Origin of the sequence: Microcoleus sp. OTE_8_concoct_300, assembly GCF_031383065.1 — a bacterium.
Lineage (GTDB): Bacteria > Cyanobacteriota > Cyanobacteriia > Cyanobacteriales > Microcoleaceae > Microcoleus.
In genome coordinates, this window is sequence record NZ_JANMZH010000866.1 from 1 (window position 1) to 18,301 (window position 18,301).

At 46.2% G+C, this 18,301-nt stretch carries 14 protein-coding genes and 1 pseudogene; 7 read left to right on the forward strand and 8 right to left on the reverse strand.

All coding sequences use genetic code 11. The annotated features are described in order from the left end of the window. Positions 1 to 145: 145 nt before the first annotated feature. A pseudogene (locus tag ACUVJL_RS37840) lies at positions 146 to 271 on the reverse strand (Uma2 family endonuclease); the annotation flags it as partial. 302 nt (positions 272 to 573) lie between these two features. Here ACUVJL_RS37840 and ACUVJL_RS37845 point away from each other — a divergent pair. Next, complete coding sequence (locus ACUVJL_RS37845) at positions 574 to 1,152, forward strand: hypothetical protein (RefSeq protein WP_445250508.1); 579 nt, start codon at positions 574 to 576, stop codon at positions 1,150 to 1,152. Positions 1,153 to 1,270: 118 nt separating this feature from the next. On the opposite strand, the gene ACUVJL_RS37850 is transcribed toward ACUVJL_RS37845, so the two are convergent. Further along, complete coding sequence (locus ACUVJL_RS37850) at positions 1,271 to 1,510, reverse strand: helix-turn-helix transcriptional regulator (RefSeq protein WP_172186452.1); 240 nt, start codon at positions 1,508 to 1,510, stop codon at positions 1,271 to 1,273. 150 nt (positions 1,511 to 1,660) lie between these two features. Between ACUVJL_RS37850 and ACUVJL_RS37855 the strand changes: the two genes are divergently transcribed. Beyond that, the gene (locus tag ACUVJL_RS37855) at positions 1,661 to 1,840 is read left to right on the forward strand and encodes a hypothetical protein (RefSeq protein WP_333203912.1); all 180 of its coding nucleotides are present in this window, start codon (positions 1,661 to 1,663) and stop codon (positions 1,838 to 1,840) included. A gap of 192 nt (positions 1,841 to 2,032) precedes the next feature. Here ACUVJL_RS37855 and ACUVJL_RS37860 read toward each other — a convergent pair whose 3' ends face one another. After that, the gene (locus ACUVJL_RS37860; RefSeq protein ID WP_445250509.1) at positions 2,033 to 2,998 is read right to left on the reverse strand and encodes a methyltransferase domain-containing protein; all 966 of its coding nucleotides are present in this window, start codon (positions 2,996 to 2,998) and stop codon (positions 2,033 to 2,035) included. 622 nt (positions 2,999 to 3,620) lie between these two features. On the opposite strand from ACUVJL_RS37860, the gene trxB reads away from it, so the two are divergent. From trxB to rpoD, 5 genes are all read left to right on the forward strand, one after another. Next, positions 3,621 to 4,991: a thioredoxin-disulfide reductase gene (trxB, locus tag ACUVJL_RS37865; protein ID WP_445250510.1), complete on the forward strand. Its 1,371-nt coding sequence runs from the start codon at positions 3,621 to 3,623 to the stop codon at positions 4,989 to 4,991. A gap of 177 nt (positions 4,992 to 5,168) precedes the next feature. After that, positions 5,169 to 6,053 carry an ABC transporter permease gene (locus ACUVJL_RS37870; protein WP_445250511.1) on the forward strand — a complete coding sequence of 295 codons (885 nt, stop codon included), beginning with the start codon at positions 5,169 to 5,171 and terminating at the stop codon, positions 6,051 to 6,053. A gap of 148 nt (positions 6,054 to 6,201) precedes the next feature. Beyond that, positions 6,202 to 7,413 carry an AAA family ATPase gene (locus ACUVJL_RS37875; RefSeq protein ID WP_445250518.1) on the forward strand — a complete coding sequence of 404 codons (1,212 nt, stop codon included), beginning with the start codon at positions 6,202 to 6,204 and terminating at the stop codon, positions 7,411 to 7,413. A 45-nt stretch (positions 7,414 to 7,458) separates the two neighbouring features. Then, the gene (locus ACUVJL_RS37880; protein WP_445250512.1) at positions 7,459 to 8,064 is read left to right on the forward strand and encodes a DUF4276 family protein; all 606 of its coding nucleotides are present in this window, start codon (positions 7,459 to 7,461) and stop codon (positions 8,062 to 8,064) included. Between the two features lie 1,658 nt (positions 8,065 to 9,722). Next, the gene (rpoD, locus tag ACUVJL_RS37885; RefSeq protein WP_445250513.1) at positions 9,723 to 10,889 is read left to right on the forward strand and encodes an RNA polymerase sigma factor RpoD; all 1,167 of its coding nucleotides are present in this window, start codon (positions 9,723 to 9,725) and stop codon (positions 10,887 to 10,889) included. Between the two features lie 139 nt (positions 10,890 to 11,028). Here rpoD and ACUVJL_RS37890 read toward each other — a convergent pair whose 3' ends face one another. The 5 genes from ACUVJL_RS37890 to ACUVJL_RS37910 form a co-directional block, all read right to left on the reverse strand. Further along, on the reverse strand, positions 11,029 to 12,195 hold the full coding sequence (locus ACUVJL_RS37890) for an RNA-guided endonuclease InsQ/TnpB family protein (RefSeq protein WP_445250514.1): 1,167 nt from the start codon (positions 12,193 to 12,195) through the stop codon (positions 11,029 to 11,031). A 23-nt stretch (positions 12,196 to 12,218) separates the two neighbouring features. Then, positions 12,219 to 12,389 carry a hypothetical protein gene (locus tag ACUVJL_RS37895; protein ID WP_445250515.1) on the reverse strand — a complete coding sequence of 57 codons (171 nt, stop codon included), beginning with the start codon at positions 12,387 to 12,389 and terminating at the stop codon, positions 12,219 to 12,221. Between the two features lie 78 nt (positions 12,390 to 12,467). Continuing rightward, a complete protein-coding gene (locus ACUVJL_RS37900; RefSeq protein ID WP_332954881.1) occupies positions 12,468 to 12,620 on the reverse strand; it encodes a chlorophyll A-B binding protein in 153 nt (50 codons plus the stop codon). Positions 12,621 to 12,746: 126 nt separating this feature from the next. Further along, complete coding sequence (locus ACUVJL_RS37905; RefSeq protein WP_445250516.1) at positions 12,747 to 14,180, reverse strand: ABC transporter ATP-binding protein; 1,434 nt, start codon at positions 14,178 to 14,180, stop codon at positions 12,747 to 12,749. A 317-nt stretch (positions 14,181 to 14,497) separates the two neighbouring features. Further along, positions 14,498 to 17,059, reverse strand: coding sequence for a DNA gyrase/topoisomerase IV subunit A (locus ACUVJL_RS37910; protein WP_445250517.1), 2,562 nt, complete (start codon positions 17,057 to 17,059; stop codon positions 14,498 to 14,500). Positions 17,060 to 18,301: the final 1,242 nt, after the last annotated feature.

Sequence of the window (18,301 nt, forward strand, 5' to 3'; positions counted from 1 at the left end):
CGATAAATTCGGATTAGTAATTTAAATGAAAGTGGATTAACATCTCTAAGTAAAAACATACACAATATCTCTCCGCACAACTCAATAGTCTTATTGTATCATAATGTTTGTTTGTGTAATTAATTTTGCTTAACTACTTATCTCAGCTAGACCGTAACTCAACGACAAAATCGGGGCAGATAGTAGCAAACGTTCCTTTTTGTGCCGGAGTGAGTGCCTGCCAACGTTCTCGACTCACCCAAGAGGCATCAGGAGAGCGAGTCGCACCATGCCGTATATGTCTCTCGAGGCGTGCGCGGCAAACCTGTGAAATCGCCCTTGACACAAGTCAGGCACTGAAGTCGCCCAATATCCCTGTTCAGATTGACCATCGAATTAACAATGCATATTTTCTAGTAAAACGCAATATATAGCCTTTCTCAGTAACATGAGGTGCTCTCGCGGGCATAGGGCATAGGGCATAGGGCATAGGACATAGGGCATGGGCATAGGACTTGCCCCCATACCTCACCACACTTGAGAACCGCTATACAAAGCGTCACTACACCCCCTCGAAAGGTGAGAATTGCCGCGATGCTTGTAGAAATTAAACCAGCAAAAATCGGTCTTGAGGCAATTAGTTCGGAGGAACTTAAAATCCAGAATTTATTACAAGATTTTCCCGACAGTCCGAGTGTTAATTGTGGCGATAGATACGGATTAGAGCGCGGTAATGATGGTTCGGTTGCGGCTTGGCAAATTATTAGTAAGACTCAGGAAGACATTGCGACTGAATTGGCGGCTGAAGGACTCCGTTTCCTAAGTTTCGACGAATGGGAGTATGCCTGCGGTGCAGGAAGCACAACTTTATTTCACTGGGGAGACTTCAGTCCTAGCGATTTTTACCCAACTAAAAATCTAGCCGACTGGAAACTCCACTTGCAGCCCAACCTTTTCGGACTCCACATCGCCCAAAATCCTTACGATTGCGAGATAATTAGCGACACACATACTGTCCCAGGCCCAGATGGCGGATGCTCGATTTGCGGTGGAATGGGCTCTTTTCTTAGTTGGTTACCGCTAGCAACTGCCTACTGGCAACCCGATGTACTTGAGTGGTTGGATGAAGGCATTAGTGGCAATTTCATGGGCCGCGTAATTCCATTGCCCTAAGCCTAAAGTAGCTCTTTAAGTTGTTGCCGGAGCGAACAAGCAAACCTGATGTTCGACATCGATCGCCCTTTTAAATTTTACAGTCTTGGCGCTCGCCGAACCAAAGTCATCGTTTCCATTACAGATTATCTGGCAAATCGCCGATCGACCTGCCGATGCTAGCCAGCAATTTCTCCAAAGCTTTCATCTGCTTGACGGTGAACGTGGGTACGTTCTTTCCCAACTCCCAACGACTGATTGTTTGCGACGAAACGCCAAGCTCTCGCGCCAAATCTTCCTGACTCATCTCCAGTTCTTCCCTGAGCTTCTTCAAATGCGACTCTTCATCTTCTGGTCGCGGAACGGGCTTTTTCGGCATAACCTCGATCGCACATTTTTTATATAAGATGCTTAAGCATCTTGACTAAACAATAAATTGATTAGACAATATGTTTAATAGCCAGTCCAGAACCGTGGAAAGTACAAGGACTGGCTGTAATACCCCTTTGGAAAGGAGCATGAATCGATTATGCCTTATAAACAGCGTCTGAATTCCTGGATTATTGTTCGCTTGCTGCCCAATTTGCAAAGAAGCGTGGTGGGTCGGTTTCGCAGTTGGTCGGATGCAGACGGTCAGATCCGCATTTTGCGACAGTTGTTGCCGGAAGCTCGCCTAATAGTCGTGTTCGATCCGGGCGATCGCTCGTAGAGCAGTTAGTCCGGTCGGCAGAAACCGGGTTTTTTACCGAAATACTGCATTTGAGGCTGTAACACTCGTGAAAAACCCGGTTTCTTTGGTATTTATGCGTAAGTCCTAGTAGTTTTGAAGTGATTGGACAAGTATTTAGCTGGAATGTGTGCAATACTGCGTATAAAATTTTATCGGACCATCGTCCCCTTTTTACACAGTCTCGCACCAAACTCGCTCGGCCGTCCAGTGCCTGTCTGAAGATTCATAAATCCTCAATCCTTCCAATCCGGCCGTTTCCACCATCATCTCAACTTCAGCCAGCGTAAAAGCCGCTTGCAGCGAATCGCTGAACAATTGTTTCTGATGCCAGTTGCAATCTCCCGCATACATCTCCACTAAATTATGCCTGATTTCCTCATCCATAGGTCGGAGTAAATCGCGCAAAAATATTGCTCCGTTCGGTTTTAAGACACGCTTGACTTCGCGCAAAAAGGGCAGCGGATCGGGCAAATGGTGGATAATGCTGTTAGAAATCACCATGTCAAAATAACTGTCTGGATACGGCATAGCTTTAGCATCGATCAGTTCCAGCTTAACTTGCGATCGAACTCCGGCCTTAGACACATTTTCTGCCCCAACTTTCAGCATATTTGCCGACAAATCAATGCAAGTCAACTCCCAGGTCGGACGCATTTGAGAAATTGCGATCGGAATTCTCGCGGTACCAGTCCCCGCATCTAAGATTTTCCCAGACATCGGCCCCAAGGCGATCGCACTTTTAGCAAAAGCCGCATTCACCTCAGTAAAATCCATCGAGTCGTATTCAACGGCTTCTTCCCAAGAATCCATAACCTCCGGTTCTAGAACACGGTTCATAAAAGTTGTCTCATTATCTGACATTTCCAGATACCGGCCGAGTTTTGCCTGCAAAATCTCGACTAACTCAGGGTCCATATATTCGTAATTGTCCGGGATTTGCAGACAAATAACATTCTTGCCTTTGAGACTTTCGGGAAATTTACTGCCAAGTCGATCGCCATGCCTCTTCTCCATCACAAATATCAAATCAGCCCACCCCAGCAAACCCTCAGTTACTCTAATTCTTGCACCTTTTTCCGTTCCCGCTGATCGCACACTGTAGCCACCAACCTTCTGGCAAATCCTCTCAGCAGTCAAACTTCTCCACTTATTCCGGCTGCAAACAAACAATATCTTAATTTTATCCACCAGTTTAAAAAGCCAAATAGGATCTTATCTGCGTTAATCCGCGTTAATCCGCCTACATCTGCGGTTAAAAAACTTAATCCAAAATTCCCCCCTCGCACCTCCAATATCACAAAAACAGTAATTTGTCAAACAGACCTAAATTTTGCTTACAATTCTTAACTCATAAAATGCGTAATTTGCATAAAAAATTGTAGACATTACATTTGGTGAGTCGTTGATTTTACGAATTTAAAAGGTTTCAGACTACAAATCCCAAATTAGTCATAATGCCCCTGGAGTATCAAAATCCGATAATAGCTCAAACGGCGTAAATACGTCAAATAAATGAGAATAGAATCAATAGTCAAGGATGGTAATTTTGGAGATTTTCCGCCCGTCATTGAACATTTAAAACGAAATAAACTATAGTATAGTTTTTGCTTATCAAACCCGATTGACTTGTCCCGATCGCCCTTTTCCCCTCAAAAATAGTAAGAATAGTCGATCGCACAATAAATAATCGAATCAACCCCAAGCTAGAACTCTGCTATAATTAGTAAAGCGAAGTCGTTATGAGTTTAATTAAACAACTATGACCAACGAAACCGTAGAAAACCTAGTAATTATCGGCTCAGGCCCAGCAGGCTACACAGCAGCCATCTACGCCGGGAGAGCAAACCTGAAACCCGTAGTCTTTGAAGGCTACCAAATGGGAGGCATCCCCGGCGGTCAACTGATGACCACCACAGAAGTCGAAAACTTCCCCGGCTTTCCCGAAGGCATCACCGGGCCGGAACTCATGGATCGGATGAAAGCTCAAGCAGTGCGCTGGGGCGCCCAATTATACACAGAAGATGTAACTTACGTGGATTTGAGCCAACGTCCGTTTACAGTGCGATCGGAAGACAGAGAAATCAAAACCCACACGATAGTAATCGCTACAGGCGCGACGGCGAAAAGGCTGGGGCTGCCTAGCGAACACGTATTTTGGAGTCACGGCATTTCTGCCTGTGCCATTTGCGACGGCGCTACCCCAATTTTTAAAGGAGTAGACTTAGCTGTAATCGGCGCAGGCGACACCGCAGCGGAAGAATCTATTTATTTGACAAAATACGGCTCTCACGTACATATGCTGGTGCGGCGCGATCGGATGCGCGCCAGCAAAGCCATGCAAGACCGAGTGCTGAGCAATCCCAAAATTACCGTGCACTGGAACACCGAAGCACTGGATATCTTGGGGGAACCGGGCGGCAAAATGGACGGGGTGAGACTTAGAAATATCGAGACCGGCGCCGAGAGCGATTTGCTGGTGAAAGGATTGTTTTACGCGATCGGTCACACTCCCAACACTCAACTGTTCCAAGGTCAGCTAGAACTCGACGAAATAGGTTATATCACCACCAAACACGGTTCGGTAGAAACCAGCGTCGAAGGAGTTTACGCCGTCGGCGACGTGCAAGACCACGAGTTTCGCCAAGCAATTACCGCCGCCGGCAGCGGCTGCATGGGGGCGATGCTGGCAGAACGTTGGCTGTCAGTCAACGGTTTAACCCAGGAATTCCATCAAACCCAGGAATCCGAGCAACCTAAAGCAGCGCCGGAAGCTCAAAAAGTCCGCAAAACCAGCGAGAACTTTGATATCAAAGACACGCGCCACGAAGGAGGTTATGCTTTGCGAAAGTTGTTCCACGATAGCGATCGACTGATTGTAGTCAAATATGCCTCTCCTAGTTGCGGTCCTTGCCACAGCCTCAAGCCAATTTTGAGCAAAGTAGTAGATGAGTTCGAGGGCAAAATCCATTATGTGGAAATTGACATCGAAGAAGATCCAGAAATTGCTGAAAATGCTGGCGTGATTGGTACGCCGACGATTCAGTATTTCAAAGACAAAGATTTAGTCGCTGAGCTCAAGGGAGTTAAGCCCAAAAGCCAGTACCGCGAGTTAATTGCCAGTAATTTGTAGGAAGGCAAATTAGCTAAGACTTTTTAACCGCAGATATCTGTGGATGAACGCGGATGAACGCTGATGTAATCTTATCTGCGTTCATCCGCGTTCATCTGCGGTTAAAAAGTCTTCTAATGGTTTCCGGTAAATATTGATATGCTGATGAAAACAAATCTGACGCACTAATTATCAGTTATGGCTCAAAGCCGCCTCCGACTCCCGCGATTTCTCAACCTTGCCTCACCGTCAAGCCTGTCCATGAAAATGATGTGGGCAGGTTTGACAATAACTGCCGTGTTTATATTGGTAGCCACCTTGTCTCCAGCTATGCAAGCTTGGGGATGGCTGCAAAATCCTACCGAAGCTTTGATTAACCCCATCCACGAACCGCCGTCAGCGAATTATTGGTTTGGCACAAGCCGCAGCGGCTACGATGTGTTTTCGCGCACGCTGTTTGCTTCTCGGGCCGCTTGGCAAGTGGTGATTTTAGCCACATCTTTGAGTTTGTTTATCGGTGTGCCGCTGGGTCTGGTTAGCGGTTATTTGGGCGGTAAGCTCGATCGAGTGTTGTTATTTTTAATGGATACAATTTATACTTTGCCCGGGCTGCTGCTTTCTTTGACCCTAGCGTTTGTAGTGGGAAAAGGAGTATTGAATGCTGCGATCGCCCTGAGCATTTCCTACATCCCTCAATACTACCGCGTCGTCAGGAATCACACCGCCAGCGTCAAAACCGAATTATTTGTCGAAGCCGCGCGAGCAATGGGTGCCGACACTTGGACAGTGCTTTCGCGCTACCTGTTTCTGAATGTGATTCAGAGCGTACCCGTGCTGTTTGCGCTCAACGCTGCCGATGCAATATTAACATTAGGAGGTTTAGGATTTCTCGGATTAGGACTTCCCGAAACAACTCCCGAATGGGGACACGACTTGCGTTTAGCTTTAGATGCGCTACCTACAGGCATTTGGTGGACAGCTTTGTTTCCCGGTTTAGCAATGACTTTAATGGTAGTGGGACTATCTTTAGTAGGAGAAGGATTAAACGAATTTGTGAACCCTCGCCTGCGGAATCAGCAGTAACTTGTCGGGCGGTCAAATTAAGTTCGCAGTCAGGACTTTAGTTTTTTCTTCTTCTCTTTTCTTCCTTCGCGCACTTCGCGTCTTCGCGGTTCGTTAAAGGAGAAATTACGAGGAAAAAAAACCAGATTATAATTGAGGAGGTGAAATGATGAAAAATATACCCCGTATTGAATATCTCAAAGTCCAAAATTACCGTGCTTTGAACAATCTCGAACTCAAAAATCTCACCCCCTTAACAGTCTTCTTAGGTCCAAACGGTAGCGGAAAGTCAACTATTTTCGATGTTTTCGCTTTCCTATCCGAATGTTTCACCGAAAGCCTCAGAAAAGCCTGGGATAGACGGGGCAGATTTCGAGAATTACGCACCAGAGACAGCGAAGGCTGCATTATCATTGAATTAAAATATCGAGAGACATCCGACTCGCCTTTAATTACCTATCATCTCGCTATAGATGAAGAAAATAATCGTCCCTTTATTGCTGAAGAATGGTTGCATTGGCGACGCGGAAAATCTGGAAGAGGAAAACCCTTTCGTTTTTTAGACTTCAAAAAAGGGGAAGGACAAGTAATTAGTGGCGAAAGTCCTGATGAAGAAGGTGAAAGGATCACCGAACAACTAGCATCATCTGAATTATTAGCAGTAAATACATTAGGACAATTTACCAAACATCCCCGTGTTAGTGCTTTAAGACGCTTTATTACAGGCTGGTATTTATCATATTTAACCGCCGATCATACCCGCAGCCTTCCCGAAGCAGGTGCACAGGAAAGATTATCTCCCACTGGTGACAATTTACCCAATGTTATCCAATACCTAAAAGAACAACATCCCCAACGGTTAGAACAAATACTAAAAACCCTTTCCGTTCGTATTCCACGCCTCGAAAAAGTCGAAGCCTCAATCATGCAGGATGGCAGACTTTTGTTGGAAATTAAAGATGCTCCTTTTTCTCACCCAATTCTAGCAAAATTTGCCTCCGATGGTACGTTAAAGCTCTTAGCTTATTTAATAGTATTATTTGACCCAAATCCCCCGCAATTAGTGGGAATAGAAGAACCAGAAAATCATTTACATCCGCGATTATTACCTCAGCTTGCAGAAGAATGTCGTTCGGCTTCTGCGAATACTCAATTAATGGTGACAACGCATTCTCCCTTTTTTGTGGATAGTTTGAAACCAGAAGAATTATGGGTATTATATCGAGATGAGAAAGGTTTTACTCAAGCAAAAAGAACCGCAGATATGAAGGGAGTCAAGCAATTTATGGATCAGGGTGCATTACTGGGTTCGCTGTGGATGGAAGATTTCTTTGATGTGGGAAATCCGCTTAAGAATGCGGGTGCACCGCAAGGATTTTAAACTTAAAATAAAGAGAAGGTGAGCATTTTGCATCTTGAGTTTTTAGTGGAAGAAGCATCCCTAGAAGCAGCTTTGACCCAGCTTTTGCCGAAAATATTGCCATCAAATGTTACCTCTAACATTCATGCTTATCGAGGAAAATCAGATTTTTTTGAGAAAGTGCCTAATCGTTTGAAAGGTTATCAAGCATGGCTTCCGCCTGATTGGAAAATTGTTGTTTTAATAGATGAAGATCGAGAAGATTGTCTAAAAATAAAAAAGCAACTAGAAGATATAGCAATATCAGCCGGATTAATCACTAAATCTTCTTGTCAAAAAGATAAATCCTTTCAAGTCTTAAATCGAATTGTAGTTGAAGAATTAGAAGCGTGGTTTTTCGGCGATGTTGAAGCAATTTGCCAAGCTTACCCTAAAGTCTCTCCCAATTTAGCTAAACAAAAACGGTATCGCGACCCTGATGGTATCAAAGGAGGAACATGGGAAGCTTTGGAAAGAGTCCTGCAAAATGCTGGATATCATCCGGGAGGACTAGAAAAATATAAAGCCTCTAGCGATATTTCTCAATATATGAATCCTAAATCAAGTCGCTCTAAAAGCTTCCAAGTCTTTTATCAAGGTTTATTAGAAATCATCGATAGTAAGCAGGTATAATCAACTTTATAGACAATTTTCGCTCTCGTCATTGCTGAGCTAGGAGCCCGATCGATGATTTAGAGCTAAAACCTAGATCCGCGCTTTCGGAGGACACGCTGTAAATAAATGTAACAAAACTTTTAGCGATCGCACCAGCCTCCTACCAGTCCAAATCTTTAAGCGCATCCTGCAGCTTATGCCTTCTCCAACAATAACAAGCACATCGCTAACTCGGTAAATTTTCCTTCCCTTGCAGAGTAATCATCAGTCGCCTGTTGCAGGAATGCCCCCTGTGGCTTTTGTTCCGTCTGCTGGAAATTATCAAGACAATTCGGGAATGCTACCTAAAATTGATTGAAGGGCTTTATCGAATCTTCACACTGTCACGATATATTTAAAGGAATCGTGAAGTTATACTTCCGGAAGATGGCGAATTGTGTTTTTTGTGAGAAAGCTCGATCGCGCAAGTGCGAGCCGAAAGCCAACAAATTTTAGAGCAGTTGGCAGCCGAGAGTTGCGCGGTGGGTTAATTCTCAGTAGAATTTATCCGGGTGGTTTTTGCGGATGACGCGACAAACTCGTGTCGAACTGCTTAAATAAGAAAGTGACGTTAAGAACTTAATGTGATTTAACGTCAAAATTAAACCCAATTTCTGAAAATTGAGCTAACTTAACAAAGAAAGCCCCTGTTGCACTACTCAACCCGCAACGCTTCATTTGGGGTCAGAGTCGGTTTCTAATCCAGAGTTGCCGACTTAAAATTAAAGCTACGAGCTTTATTCAATCGCAGATTGCGTATGATTCAATTCAGGGAAACAGGGTAATGATGGGTGTATCTACACGGATTGTATTGGTCCCAATTCCGGCAAGTCAAAAACTGTCTGCTAACTGTCTGGCCAACTACGCCGCAGCCGTTCACCCAGATATGCGCAGAAAACAGCGCCGTTTGATCGTGCGAAAGTTTTTGCGGGCAGTTCTCAGGATTTAGCAGATCCAGACACGAGTCCCTATTGTCAAGCTAAGCTGACAGAGTTTTCCTAGTTCTTGACAAACAATGGAAAACAACTTCCATTTTTTGTGAGAAAGGCTACAATCGGAAAGGTCTTGGTAAGATCCGATTCTCCCCGTTTGGTGCTTCGACCCTATGCTGTTGCATTTGAGACAGCAGATCCGCATCCAAAATGGCGAAAATTTGCCGTGCAACTCTCATGTCTGACAACCAGAGTGAAAGCACTAGGCGAATCAAAAGTTCGACACCTCGAACACAAAAGTTAGAGGGTTCTGTGCCGGAAAAATTGTACGGGTAAAAGATCAAAGTACCGAGTAAAAAAGCCAGTATTTTTTGAGGTGCGATCGCTCGCATTTCATGGTTTGCTTCTGGGGGCAAGGTATCGCAGATGATGTGGTAACTCGCTCAGAAAGAAAAAGCCGCACGCTCAATCTCAGGTCGCGATGTTAAATTCTGCGATCGATTGAATGCGATCGCTGCTTCAAACCCGAACTCGAACTTTGACTCATAAAACTGGTGCTGTTTCGGTAACAGATTCAGCTAGCAGACTGAAAATCCCACTATTTTTTCCTGCGGGAATGCCAATACTGGCTAACTTGTCTCAACTACAAACAGACACTATTCCACTGTTATTTATTCTTTAATTCAGGAGCATGAGGAAGACGGCATGATCCAGGCTAACACCGTACTCGAAAACACAATCACACCCGAAATGGAAACAATCGAGTTGCTTCGGAGCGCCGAAAGCGTTCTACCTGAGAGCGAGTTGGAACTCTTTATCGACGAAGAAGACGATCGAGAAGAATTCTTAGACTCTCAATCTGAGGACGACACTAAATCTGGCAAAGGCGCTAAAGCCCGCCGTCGGGCACAGGCTAAGAAAAAGCATTATACTGAAGACTCTATTCGTCTTTACCTGCAAGAAATCGGTCGGATTCGACTGCTGCGAGCTGATGAAGAGATTGAACTAGCGCGCAAGATTGCAGATTTGCTGGATTTAGAGCGAGTTCGAGAACAACTGCTCGAAGAGTTAGACCGCGAACCCAAAGACAGCGAATGGGCTAATGCTGTAGATATGGCACTCCCTGCATTCCGTCACCGACTCCACGTCGGTCGCCGCGCCAAGGAGAAAATGGTGCAATCAAACCTGCGTTTGGTGGTGTCGATCGCCAAAAAATACATGAATCGCGGTTTGTCTTTCCAAGATTTGATTCAGGAAGGCTCTTTGGGTCTGATCCGGGCCGCTGAAAAATTCGATCACGAAAAAGGCTACAAGTTTTCTACCTACGCAACTTGGTGGATACGTCAAGCCATCACTAGGGCAATCGCCGACCAATCCCGCACTATCCGCCTACCGGTTCACCTTTACGAAACCATCTCGCGGATCAAGAAAACTACCAAGCTCCTGTCTCAGGAAATGGGTCGCAAGCCTACGGAAGAAGAAATTGCTACCCGCATGGAAATGACGATCGAGAAGTTGCGGTTCATTGCTAAGTCCGCACAGTTGCCCATCTCTCTAGAAACTCCGATCGGCAAAGAGGAAGACTCGCGTCTGGGAGACTTTATTGAATCTGACGGGGAAACGCCAGAAGATCAAGTCTCGAAAAACTTGCTCAGGGAAGACTTGGAAAGCGTTTTGGATACTCTCAGCCCCCGAGAACGGGATGTACTGCGGCTGCGTTACGGCTTAGATGACGGACGGATGAAGACCTTGGAGGAAATTGGTCAAATCTTTAACGTCACCCGCGAGCGGATTCGCCAAATCGAGGCTAAAGCCCTGCGGAAGTTGCGCCATCCCAACCGGAACAGCATCTTGAAAGAATATATCCGCTAGAGTAATTTTCTAGCATCACCCAAAAGAGTGATTCGCACTCTTTTTTTTGGGGGGGGGAACCCCCCGCCCCGGGTTTGAGCTATAGCTGGTGAACTACCAGACGCTGACCACTTAGGCGGTACAGCGCTGGCTTCCTGATTCAACGGGGCGGGGCGTCTAGCAAAACCGAAGTTTTACCAGATCGACTTACATCCCCTCCACAGGCTGAAGCGCTAGTTCCTAACGCCAGCATCCGCAAGGCTTCATTTCTAATATTGATCGCTGCATTTACATCACGGTCATGGTGAGTGCCACAATGCTTACAAGTCCATGCCCTAATATCAAGAGCGAGATGATCAACTCGATTTAAGCAGACATGGCAAGTCTTTGAGCTAGGAAACCATCGATCGATCTCGATATAAGTTTTACCTTCACTTTCAGCCTTGTACTTGAGCATGGTGCAGAACATACCCCAGCCAGCGTCGCTAATCGATGAGGCTAGATTAGGATTTTTGACCATGCCTTTGACATTGAGATTTTCCACTGCAATAACTTGGTTTTCGTTTACTATCTTGCGGGATAGTTTATGTAGAAAATCTTCACGACATCTAGCAATTTTGGAGTGGACTTTGGCCACTGCCAATCTTGCCTTTTTACGGTTTTGACTACCCTTCTTTTTGCAAGACAACTTTTGCTGTTTGCGTTTTAGGTTCTTTTGGCGTTTGGCAAAATATCTAGGACGATCAAACTTTGAACCATCGCTAGTAATTGCCAAGTGAGTTAAGCCAACATCAACCCCAACAGCTTTGTCAATTTGCAGTGATTTGGGATGAGATTTACCATCATCAATCAGAACGGAAGCAAAGTATTTACCGTCGGAATTGCGAGATACGGTGACAGTTTTAATGCCCCCCTCAAAGCTTCTATGAAGCCGACAATGTACTAATCCAATCTTAGGTAAATTGAGAGAGTTGCCTTCAAACTTGACATTTTGAGGATAGCTAATTGACTGCCTACCATGCTTCGATTTGAATTTGGGCAACATTGCCCTCTTGTCAAAGAAGTTTTTGTAGGCAGTGGATAGATTCAAAGCTACTACTTGCAAACACTGGGAATATGGTTCTTTTAACCATTCATATTCTTTTTTGAGTGCAGGAAGTAAGCCTTGTATATACCCCCTAGACAATCCCTTGCCAGTATTCTTGTAGGTTTCTTGACATAGGTTTAGGGCGTAGTTCCAGAACCATCTCGCACAGCCAAAAAACTTTGCAAGCAAGGCTTCTTGTTCACTCGTGGGATAGATTCTGTATTTGTAGGCTCTATACATTTATCAAGATTATGGAATAATGATCAGATGATTATAGCAGATAGAATTTCTATTGATTCGCTATCGCTCCATTTATTTTCTGACTCACTTTCATCCCGCCACTCATCCGATGCGGATAGAGTGCCGGACTTCCCGTTCGCATTAGTTAAATTTTGTGCTGCTAACTGCACGGAGCAATTGCTAGTTGCTGCCAAAATCGCCCTGCCAAAATTTTGGGAGTCCGTAACGGAACTCCCAAGCTTTGCAGTGTCTCAAAAATGTTAACTACAAAATTAGATCAGGCCCCAAAAGTGAAGCACGCCTTGACCGGAAACCAATTCGATGATGACAGCGGCAGAGAAACCAATCATCGCCAAACGACCGTTCCAATTTTCGGCTCCTTCGCTGAAGCCCCAGTTCCAAGCGTTGCGTTTTTGTTCTTGCATAGTGCGAACTCCTTTCGTTAACTTTTGTAAGGCTTATGTAAATAAATATAACAGGGACTTGAAAAAAGTGCAAGCTTGTGTATCGTGACCTCGGTCACAAGGGTCGATCGACCTTGATGATTTTGCCTAACGAGGAAAAATAGCCAGCTCGGTATCGGGGTCAAACAAGTGAATCTTGTCATGGGCGATGGCCAACCAAAGCTCCTCGCCAACTCGGATCGATCGCTCAGGAGGAACCCGCACTTGCATCCGCACGGCCGGAGCATCCGTCAAACAGACCCGCAAATAAGTTTCGTGTCCCAAAGCCTCTACAATTTCCACTTGTACCGAAAGATTTTTCGTAGCAGGGGGGTGAATGCTCAGATGTTCCGGCCGAATGCCCAAAATTAACCCTCGCCCGTCATATTGTTGTAGACTTTTTGCCCAAATATCGGGTAAAGTAAAGCGAAATTGCGGGTGATAAATCAACAACGGGGCAGTAAATTGCACCGACAAAAAATTCATCGGCGGAGAACCGATAAACTCAGCAACAAACAGATTAGCCGGCTTGTTGTAAAGCTCTAGAGGTTGAGCTACTTGCTGAAGCTGGCCGACGTTCATAATAGCAATCCGATCGCCCATAGTCATCGCCTCAGTTTGGTCATGAGTTACATAAATAGTTGTAGTTCCCAACTGTCGCTGCAACTGCACAATTTGCGATCGAGTTTCCGCCCTCAATTTCGCATCAAGATTCGATAGCGGTTCGTCCATCAAAAAAACTTCAGGATTGCGAGCCATCGCCCTACCCAAAGCTACCCGCTGCTTTTGCCCTCCGGAAAGTTGTTTCGGCAAGCGATTTAAAAGAGATTCTATTTGCAATAATTCAGCTACCTCCCGCACTCGTTTTCCTATGGCCTTTTCCCGTTCCGACAAATAGCGCAAACCCGGAGGCAACTTGCGAGTGGCTCCTCCTAAAAAGTCCTCAAACAAAGGATAAATTAGATGATTTTTAAAAGAATTAGAAGCAAAATAATTGATAACCTCTTCTACCTTATTCCTAACTTTTTCTATCTTCTGGATGCTTCCTTCTTCTCCTTGTATCTTGCCTCTTATCCCTTCTACTTTCTTCCCTCTTCCTTCTTGCTTCTTCCTTCTTCCTTCTTCCTTCTTGCTTCTTCCTTCTTCTTTCTCCCTTTCCGAGCGGCGCAATCCAAAGGCGAGATTATCGTAAACTGTTAAGTGAGGATAGAGAGCATAATTTTGAAATACCATAGCGATATCTCGGTCTTTAGGAGGCAAATCGTTAACCAGCCGATCGCCCACCCAAATATTGCCGGCCGTCAAGACTTCCAAACCAGCGATCGATCGCAGCAAAGTGCTTTTTCCGCAGCCCGAAGGCCCCACCAGCACCATGAACTCGCCGTCTTCGACCGTCAGGTTAATGCGTCGCAAAACGCTGTTAGACGAAGGGCTATCGGCCACAGGCGAAACACTTTCTGCGAGGCTGTTTGCTTCTTTTTCCTGTTCTCCTTGGCGGAGCGGAAAACTTTTGTAGATATTTTCTAATACAACTTGCGCCATCAAACAATTTTAGATTTTAGATTTTAGATTTTAGATTGGGCATGGGGTATGAGGCATGGGCCAAACAGGTAATTGGGGTATTCAAGGAATGAGGAAGTTCGGCAACGAGCAGTATACGGGATTTAAATGATTTAACGGATGGATGTTGAATTCAGAAGTCAGAGGTCAGAAATCAGATTAATGCCCCATGCCCCATGCCCCATGCCCCATGCCCCATGCCCCATGCCCCATGCCCCATGCCCCATGCCCCATGCCCCATGCCCCATGCCCCATGCCCCATGCCCCATGCCCCATGCCCCATGACTATTGACTATTGACTATTGACTGCTCATAACTTTGATAATTTTTTCACCAGGATTGAGGTCAAAAATTCGATCGCCTGCAGCATCTTTCCCCCAAAAAGCTATAGCATCAGTAGCTGATCGCAGTAGACGGCCAGAATTAGTTAAAAGTTTGACCTCCGTATCAGGAACAGCGCGCAGCAAGCCAACTAAAGCATCTTTAGGCTCTGCGAAGCGAAAAGCTTGAGTGCCAATTTCGCCGCGGTTAGTAAGTCTGACAGAACCTGCAGGCATTCGTTTTGCCCAACCCAACTCGGAAAATAGCACTAGACTGTCGTCCGGGTCGAGAGTGATGCAACCCACCAACTGTTCCTGCTTCCGCAACCTGGTTACTTGAAAACCCTGGGCGGTGCGGCCCATTGGTGGCAGTTGTTCGTCATCGATATCAAACCGGAGGACTCGACCTCCAGAAGTTGCGATCGCCACTTGCTCGCCGACTTTACCCAGACTCGCGCAGCGCAGCCGATCGTCCTCCTTGAGTTTAACAACAGTAACGCCGCGATTAGTCAAATCAGCAAATTCCTGCATCGCCAAGCGCTTAATTTTTCCTTGCTGAGTCAGAGTTACTAAATCCGCCGCCTCCGAATTTTCCGGCAAAATAAAGTGTGCAACTGTGATTTCCGACAAAGCCGAACCGGCACTTTCTTTAGTAGCACTCGGCGACAACAAACTGACGATCGGCGTTCCCCGGTCTTTTCCGCTAATAGTAGGAATATCAGCTACTTTCAGCGGGTAAGCTTTGCCGTTAGGAGTTAAGACGACCACAGTGCGATCGGTTTTCGTCAGCTTTGCCGTCACAATAAAATCTTCATTTTTTTCTAAAGCTGAAACCGATTTTTCGCGACTTTTCGACGAACGCGGACGTTCCCCCGCCGCCGCCCGGCGCCGCACGTACTGCTTGTGGGTAAATTCAACAAGAGTTTCCTCTGCCTCTTTTGAGGGCAATAAGTTAGGCGCAACGGTTGCCGGCGACAACGGCTTCACAGCAGAATTTTTCTTACTTAAAACTTGTGGTTCGGCGTTTCCCGCGCGTCCTGCTGCCCCATTGACGAATTTAGTGCGGCGTTCGTCAGCGTACTTGCGTTTGAGCGATCGAAATTCCTTCTTCAAAGCCTTCAAAAGTTCGCGCCTGTCACTCAACAACCGCTGCAATTCTTGAATATTCGCCATCAACTCCTCAAACTCAGACTGCAAATTTTGCCTTTCCAAACCAGTCAGCCTGCGCATCGGCATCGCCAAAATCGCATCAGCTTGACTTTCGCTCAAATTGAGGCTTCCTTGCAAAGTTTGCTTAGCAGTAGTACCGTCAGGAGAATTTCTGAGAATGTCGATCGCAGCATCGAGATTTGTCAAAGCCAACATTAAGCCTTGGACAATGTGACAGCGGCGTTCCGCAGCCTGCAACTCGTAATTGTAGCGGCGGGTAAGAGTCACTTCCCGGAAATCCAGAAATTCCTGCAACAATTGTCTCAGCGTCAACTGTCGGGGTTGACCGTTGACAATTGCCAGCAAAATCGCGCCAAAATTTGTTTGTAGGTCAGTTTGTTGATAAAGACGAGCCAGAACCGCTTCTGGGGTAAATTCCCGTTTGAGTTCAATCACCACTCGAATGCCTTCGCGATCGCTCTCGTCGCGCAAATCAGCAATACCATCGAGTCTGCCGGCATTGACCAACTCCGCCACCTTTTCAATCCAAGCCGCCTTATTTACCTGAAACGGAAATTCCGTCACGATGATCGCCGTTTTACTGCGCACCTTGCGATTACCAGGCACCTCTTCTACCCCCGCCACACCCCTCACCGAGATGCTACCTTTACCCTTGGTGTAGGCATCAACAATGCCCTCTGTAGCGACGATTTCCCCCCCTGTCGGGAAATCAGGACCCGGAATTAGTTGCAGCAACTTCTCGTCCGAGAGTTCCGGGTTTTCAATCAAAGCAATTAAACCGTCTACCACCTCTCCCAAATTGTGTGGCGGGATATTAGTTGCCATGCCCACAGCAATGCCAGCACAGCCGTTGAGTACCAGAAACGGCAACTGAGCAGGCAGCGCCGTCGGTTCCTGCTGCGAACTGTCAAAGTTAGCAGTAAAATCAACAGTTGCATCGCCGACTTGGGTGAGCATAGCTTCGTGGGCGATCGGTGCCAGCCTCGTTTCCGTATAGCGCATAGCAGCCGCCGGATCATTGTCCACCGAACCGAAATTGCCGTGACCCGCCAGCAAAGGATAGCGGCTCGAAAACTCCTGAACCATGCGCACCAGAGCGTCGTAAACCGATTGGTCGCCGTGGGGGTGATATTTTCCCAAAACATCTCCAACGACCCGGGCGCACTTGCGGTAAGGTCGGTCTGGCGTCAGACCAAGTTCGTGCATCGCGTACAAAATTCGACGGTGAACCGGTTTTAAACCGTCGCGGACATCAGGCAAAGCTCGCCCGACGATCACACTCATGGCATATTCGAGGTACGATTGCTGCATCTCGGCGTGCAGAGCCGTAGAAATTACTTGCCCGGAAAGTAGGTTGAGTTGTTTAGCCATGAGTCCTTGTGTCCGTTAATTCCTGAGTGAAGACAGCCTCTGTCAATAATGCCGAGGTTGCCTGTCTCGAGTGAAAAGCGTTTGCCGCAGGCGAACCGAAAGTTCGGCCCAAGCGCCCAGCTGGAGAATAAAAATAAACTTAACTTGTGAAAGCAGAATCAGAGTGCCGAAGACGGGCAACACTTGCCTCTTACTCTCCACTCTTACCCTAACCTCTATGTTGCCTTCATTTGCGCCTACCTGTCTATTTACCGCCCGCCGTCAGAAGGTTGATTCACAGGAGAGAACACGGAATGCCAGAAGCTCAGAACGTAGTGAGGCTTTAGCCCTTCCTAGGAAAGCGTCACGAGGGACTAAAGTCCCCGCCAATCTATGATAGAATTTAATTGTAATTAGGAATAACCATCTACGCGAAAAAATATTCTCTTCAAGAAAAAAAGCTGATTGCTCTCGTCTCGGTACAGCCGTAGCGTGGAGCAACCAGGAATGGTAGAAGAGGGATCGTACCGTATTTTGGCAAGCGTGATGGACTCGGAAAGCATTAAAAAATAAAAGTAAGCGCAATTGCAATACCTCTGGTATTGGTACTTGTTTAGAGCTTGTAGAGGTGCTTGGACTATGAGTGAAGTTCAATTTTTGGGCTATTCAAGAATCGAGCGTCGCGGTGACTCGCTGAGAGTGTCAAAAATGCCGATATTGAAGAATTCAGCACTCAAAAGCTTTCCTGGCGACCTCTCCTAGTCTGACAAACGCTGGATGAACGGAAGCGTCGATATTTTAAGCCGTCTCGATCGGTCAAAACTGAGAATTAGGTATCTCCAACAACCCCGGCTAGATTCGCTACTCCGAATGCTGCGGCGGGACTATGTGAATAAACATAACTTGATTCTAAGACCAGGAAAGAAAATAATTGTCACACCTCGCCGACTCTAATACCAGTTTCAAAAAAGAATGTAACAGTAGGTCCGTGCTCCAAACCCATATCCAGTAACTCAGTCCCCATCTAAAATCTAAAATGGTAGAAGCCGGAGGCTTGACCGAAAGATCCCCGAAACGATCAAAAACCCGGTTTCGAGCCGTCGTCCAGGCGTCCACGATTGTACTAGAAACCTGCTACCTGAGAATCAGGAGACTCTCGCCAGTGTCAGGTCTAGTTATAAAAAACAACTAAACTGTCTGTGTGTAGTAGTCTAAATGATGATGGTACTGGATGCTTCTAGGCATCTGTACACCCTCTCAGAG

What these genes read in the sequence shown, in the direction of transcription:
- ACUVJL_RS37905 (WP_445250516.1), bottom strand. Translation starts at nt 14,180, where the DNA reads ATGGCGCAAGTTGTATTAGAAAATATCTACAAAAGTTTTCCGCTCCGC.
- ACUVJL_RS37890 (WP_445250514.1), bottom strand. Translation starts at nt 12,195, where the DNA reads ATGTATAGAGCCTACAAATACAGAATCTATCCCACGAGTGAACAAGAA.
- ACUVJL_RS37845 (WP_445250508.1), top strand. Translation starts at nt 574, where the DNA reads ATGCTTGTAGAAATTAAACCAGCAAAAATCGGTCTTGAGGCAATTAGT.
- ACUVJL_RS37855 (WP_333203912.1), top strand. Translation starts at nt 1,661, where the DNA reads ATGCCTTATAAACAGCGTCTGAATTCCTGGATTATTGTTCGCTTGCTG.
- ACUVJL_RS37875 (WP_445250518.1), top strand. Translation starts at nt 6,202, where the DNA reads ATGAAAAATATACCCCGTATTGAATATCTCAAAGTCCAAAATTACCGT.
- ACUVJL_RS37910 (WP_445250517.1), bottom strand. Translation starts at nt 17,059, where the DNA reads ATGGCTAAACAACTCAACCTACTTTCCGGGCAAGTAATTTCTACGGCT.
- trxB (WP_445250510.1), top strand. Translation starts at nt 3,621, where the DNA reads ATGACCAACGAAACCGTAGAAAACCTAGTAATTATCGGCTCAGGCCCA.
- ACUVJL_RS37850 (WP_172186452.1), bottom strand. Translation starts at nt 1,510, where the DNA reads ATGCCGAAAAAGCCCGTTCCGCGACCAGAAGATGAAGAGTCGCATTTG.
- rpoD (WP_445250513.1), top strand. Translation starts at nt 9,723, where the DNA reads ATGATCCAGGCTAACACCGTACTCGAAAACACAATCACACCCGAAATG.
- ACUVJL_RS37870 (WP_445250511.1), top strand. Translation starts at nt 5,169, where the DNA reads ATGGCTCAAAGCCGCCTCCGACTCCCGCGATTTCTCAACCTTGCCTCA.
- ACUVJL_RS37900 (WP_332954881.1), bottom strand. Translation starts at nt 12,620, where the DNA reads ATGCAAGAACAAAAACGCAACGCTTGGAACTGGGGCTTCAGCGAAGGA.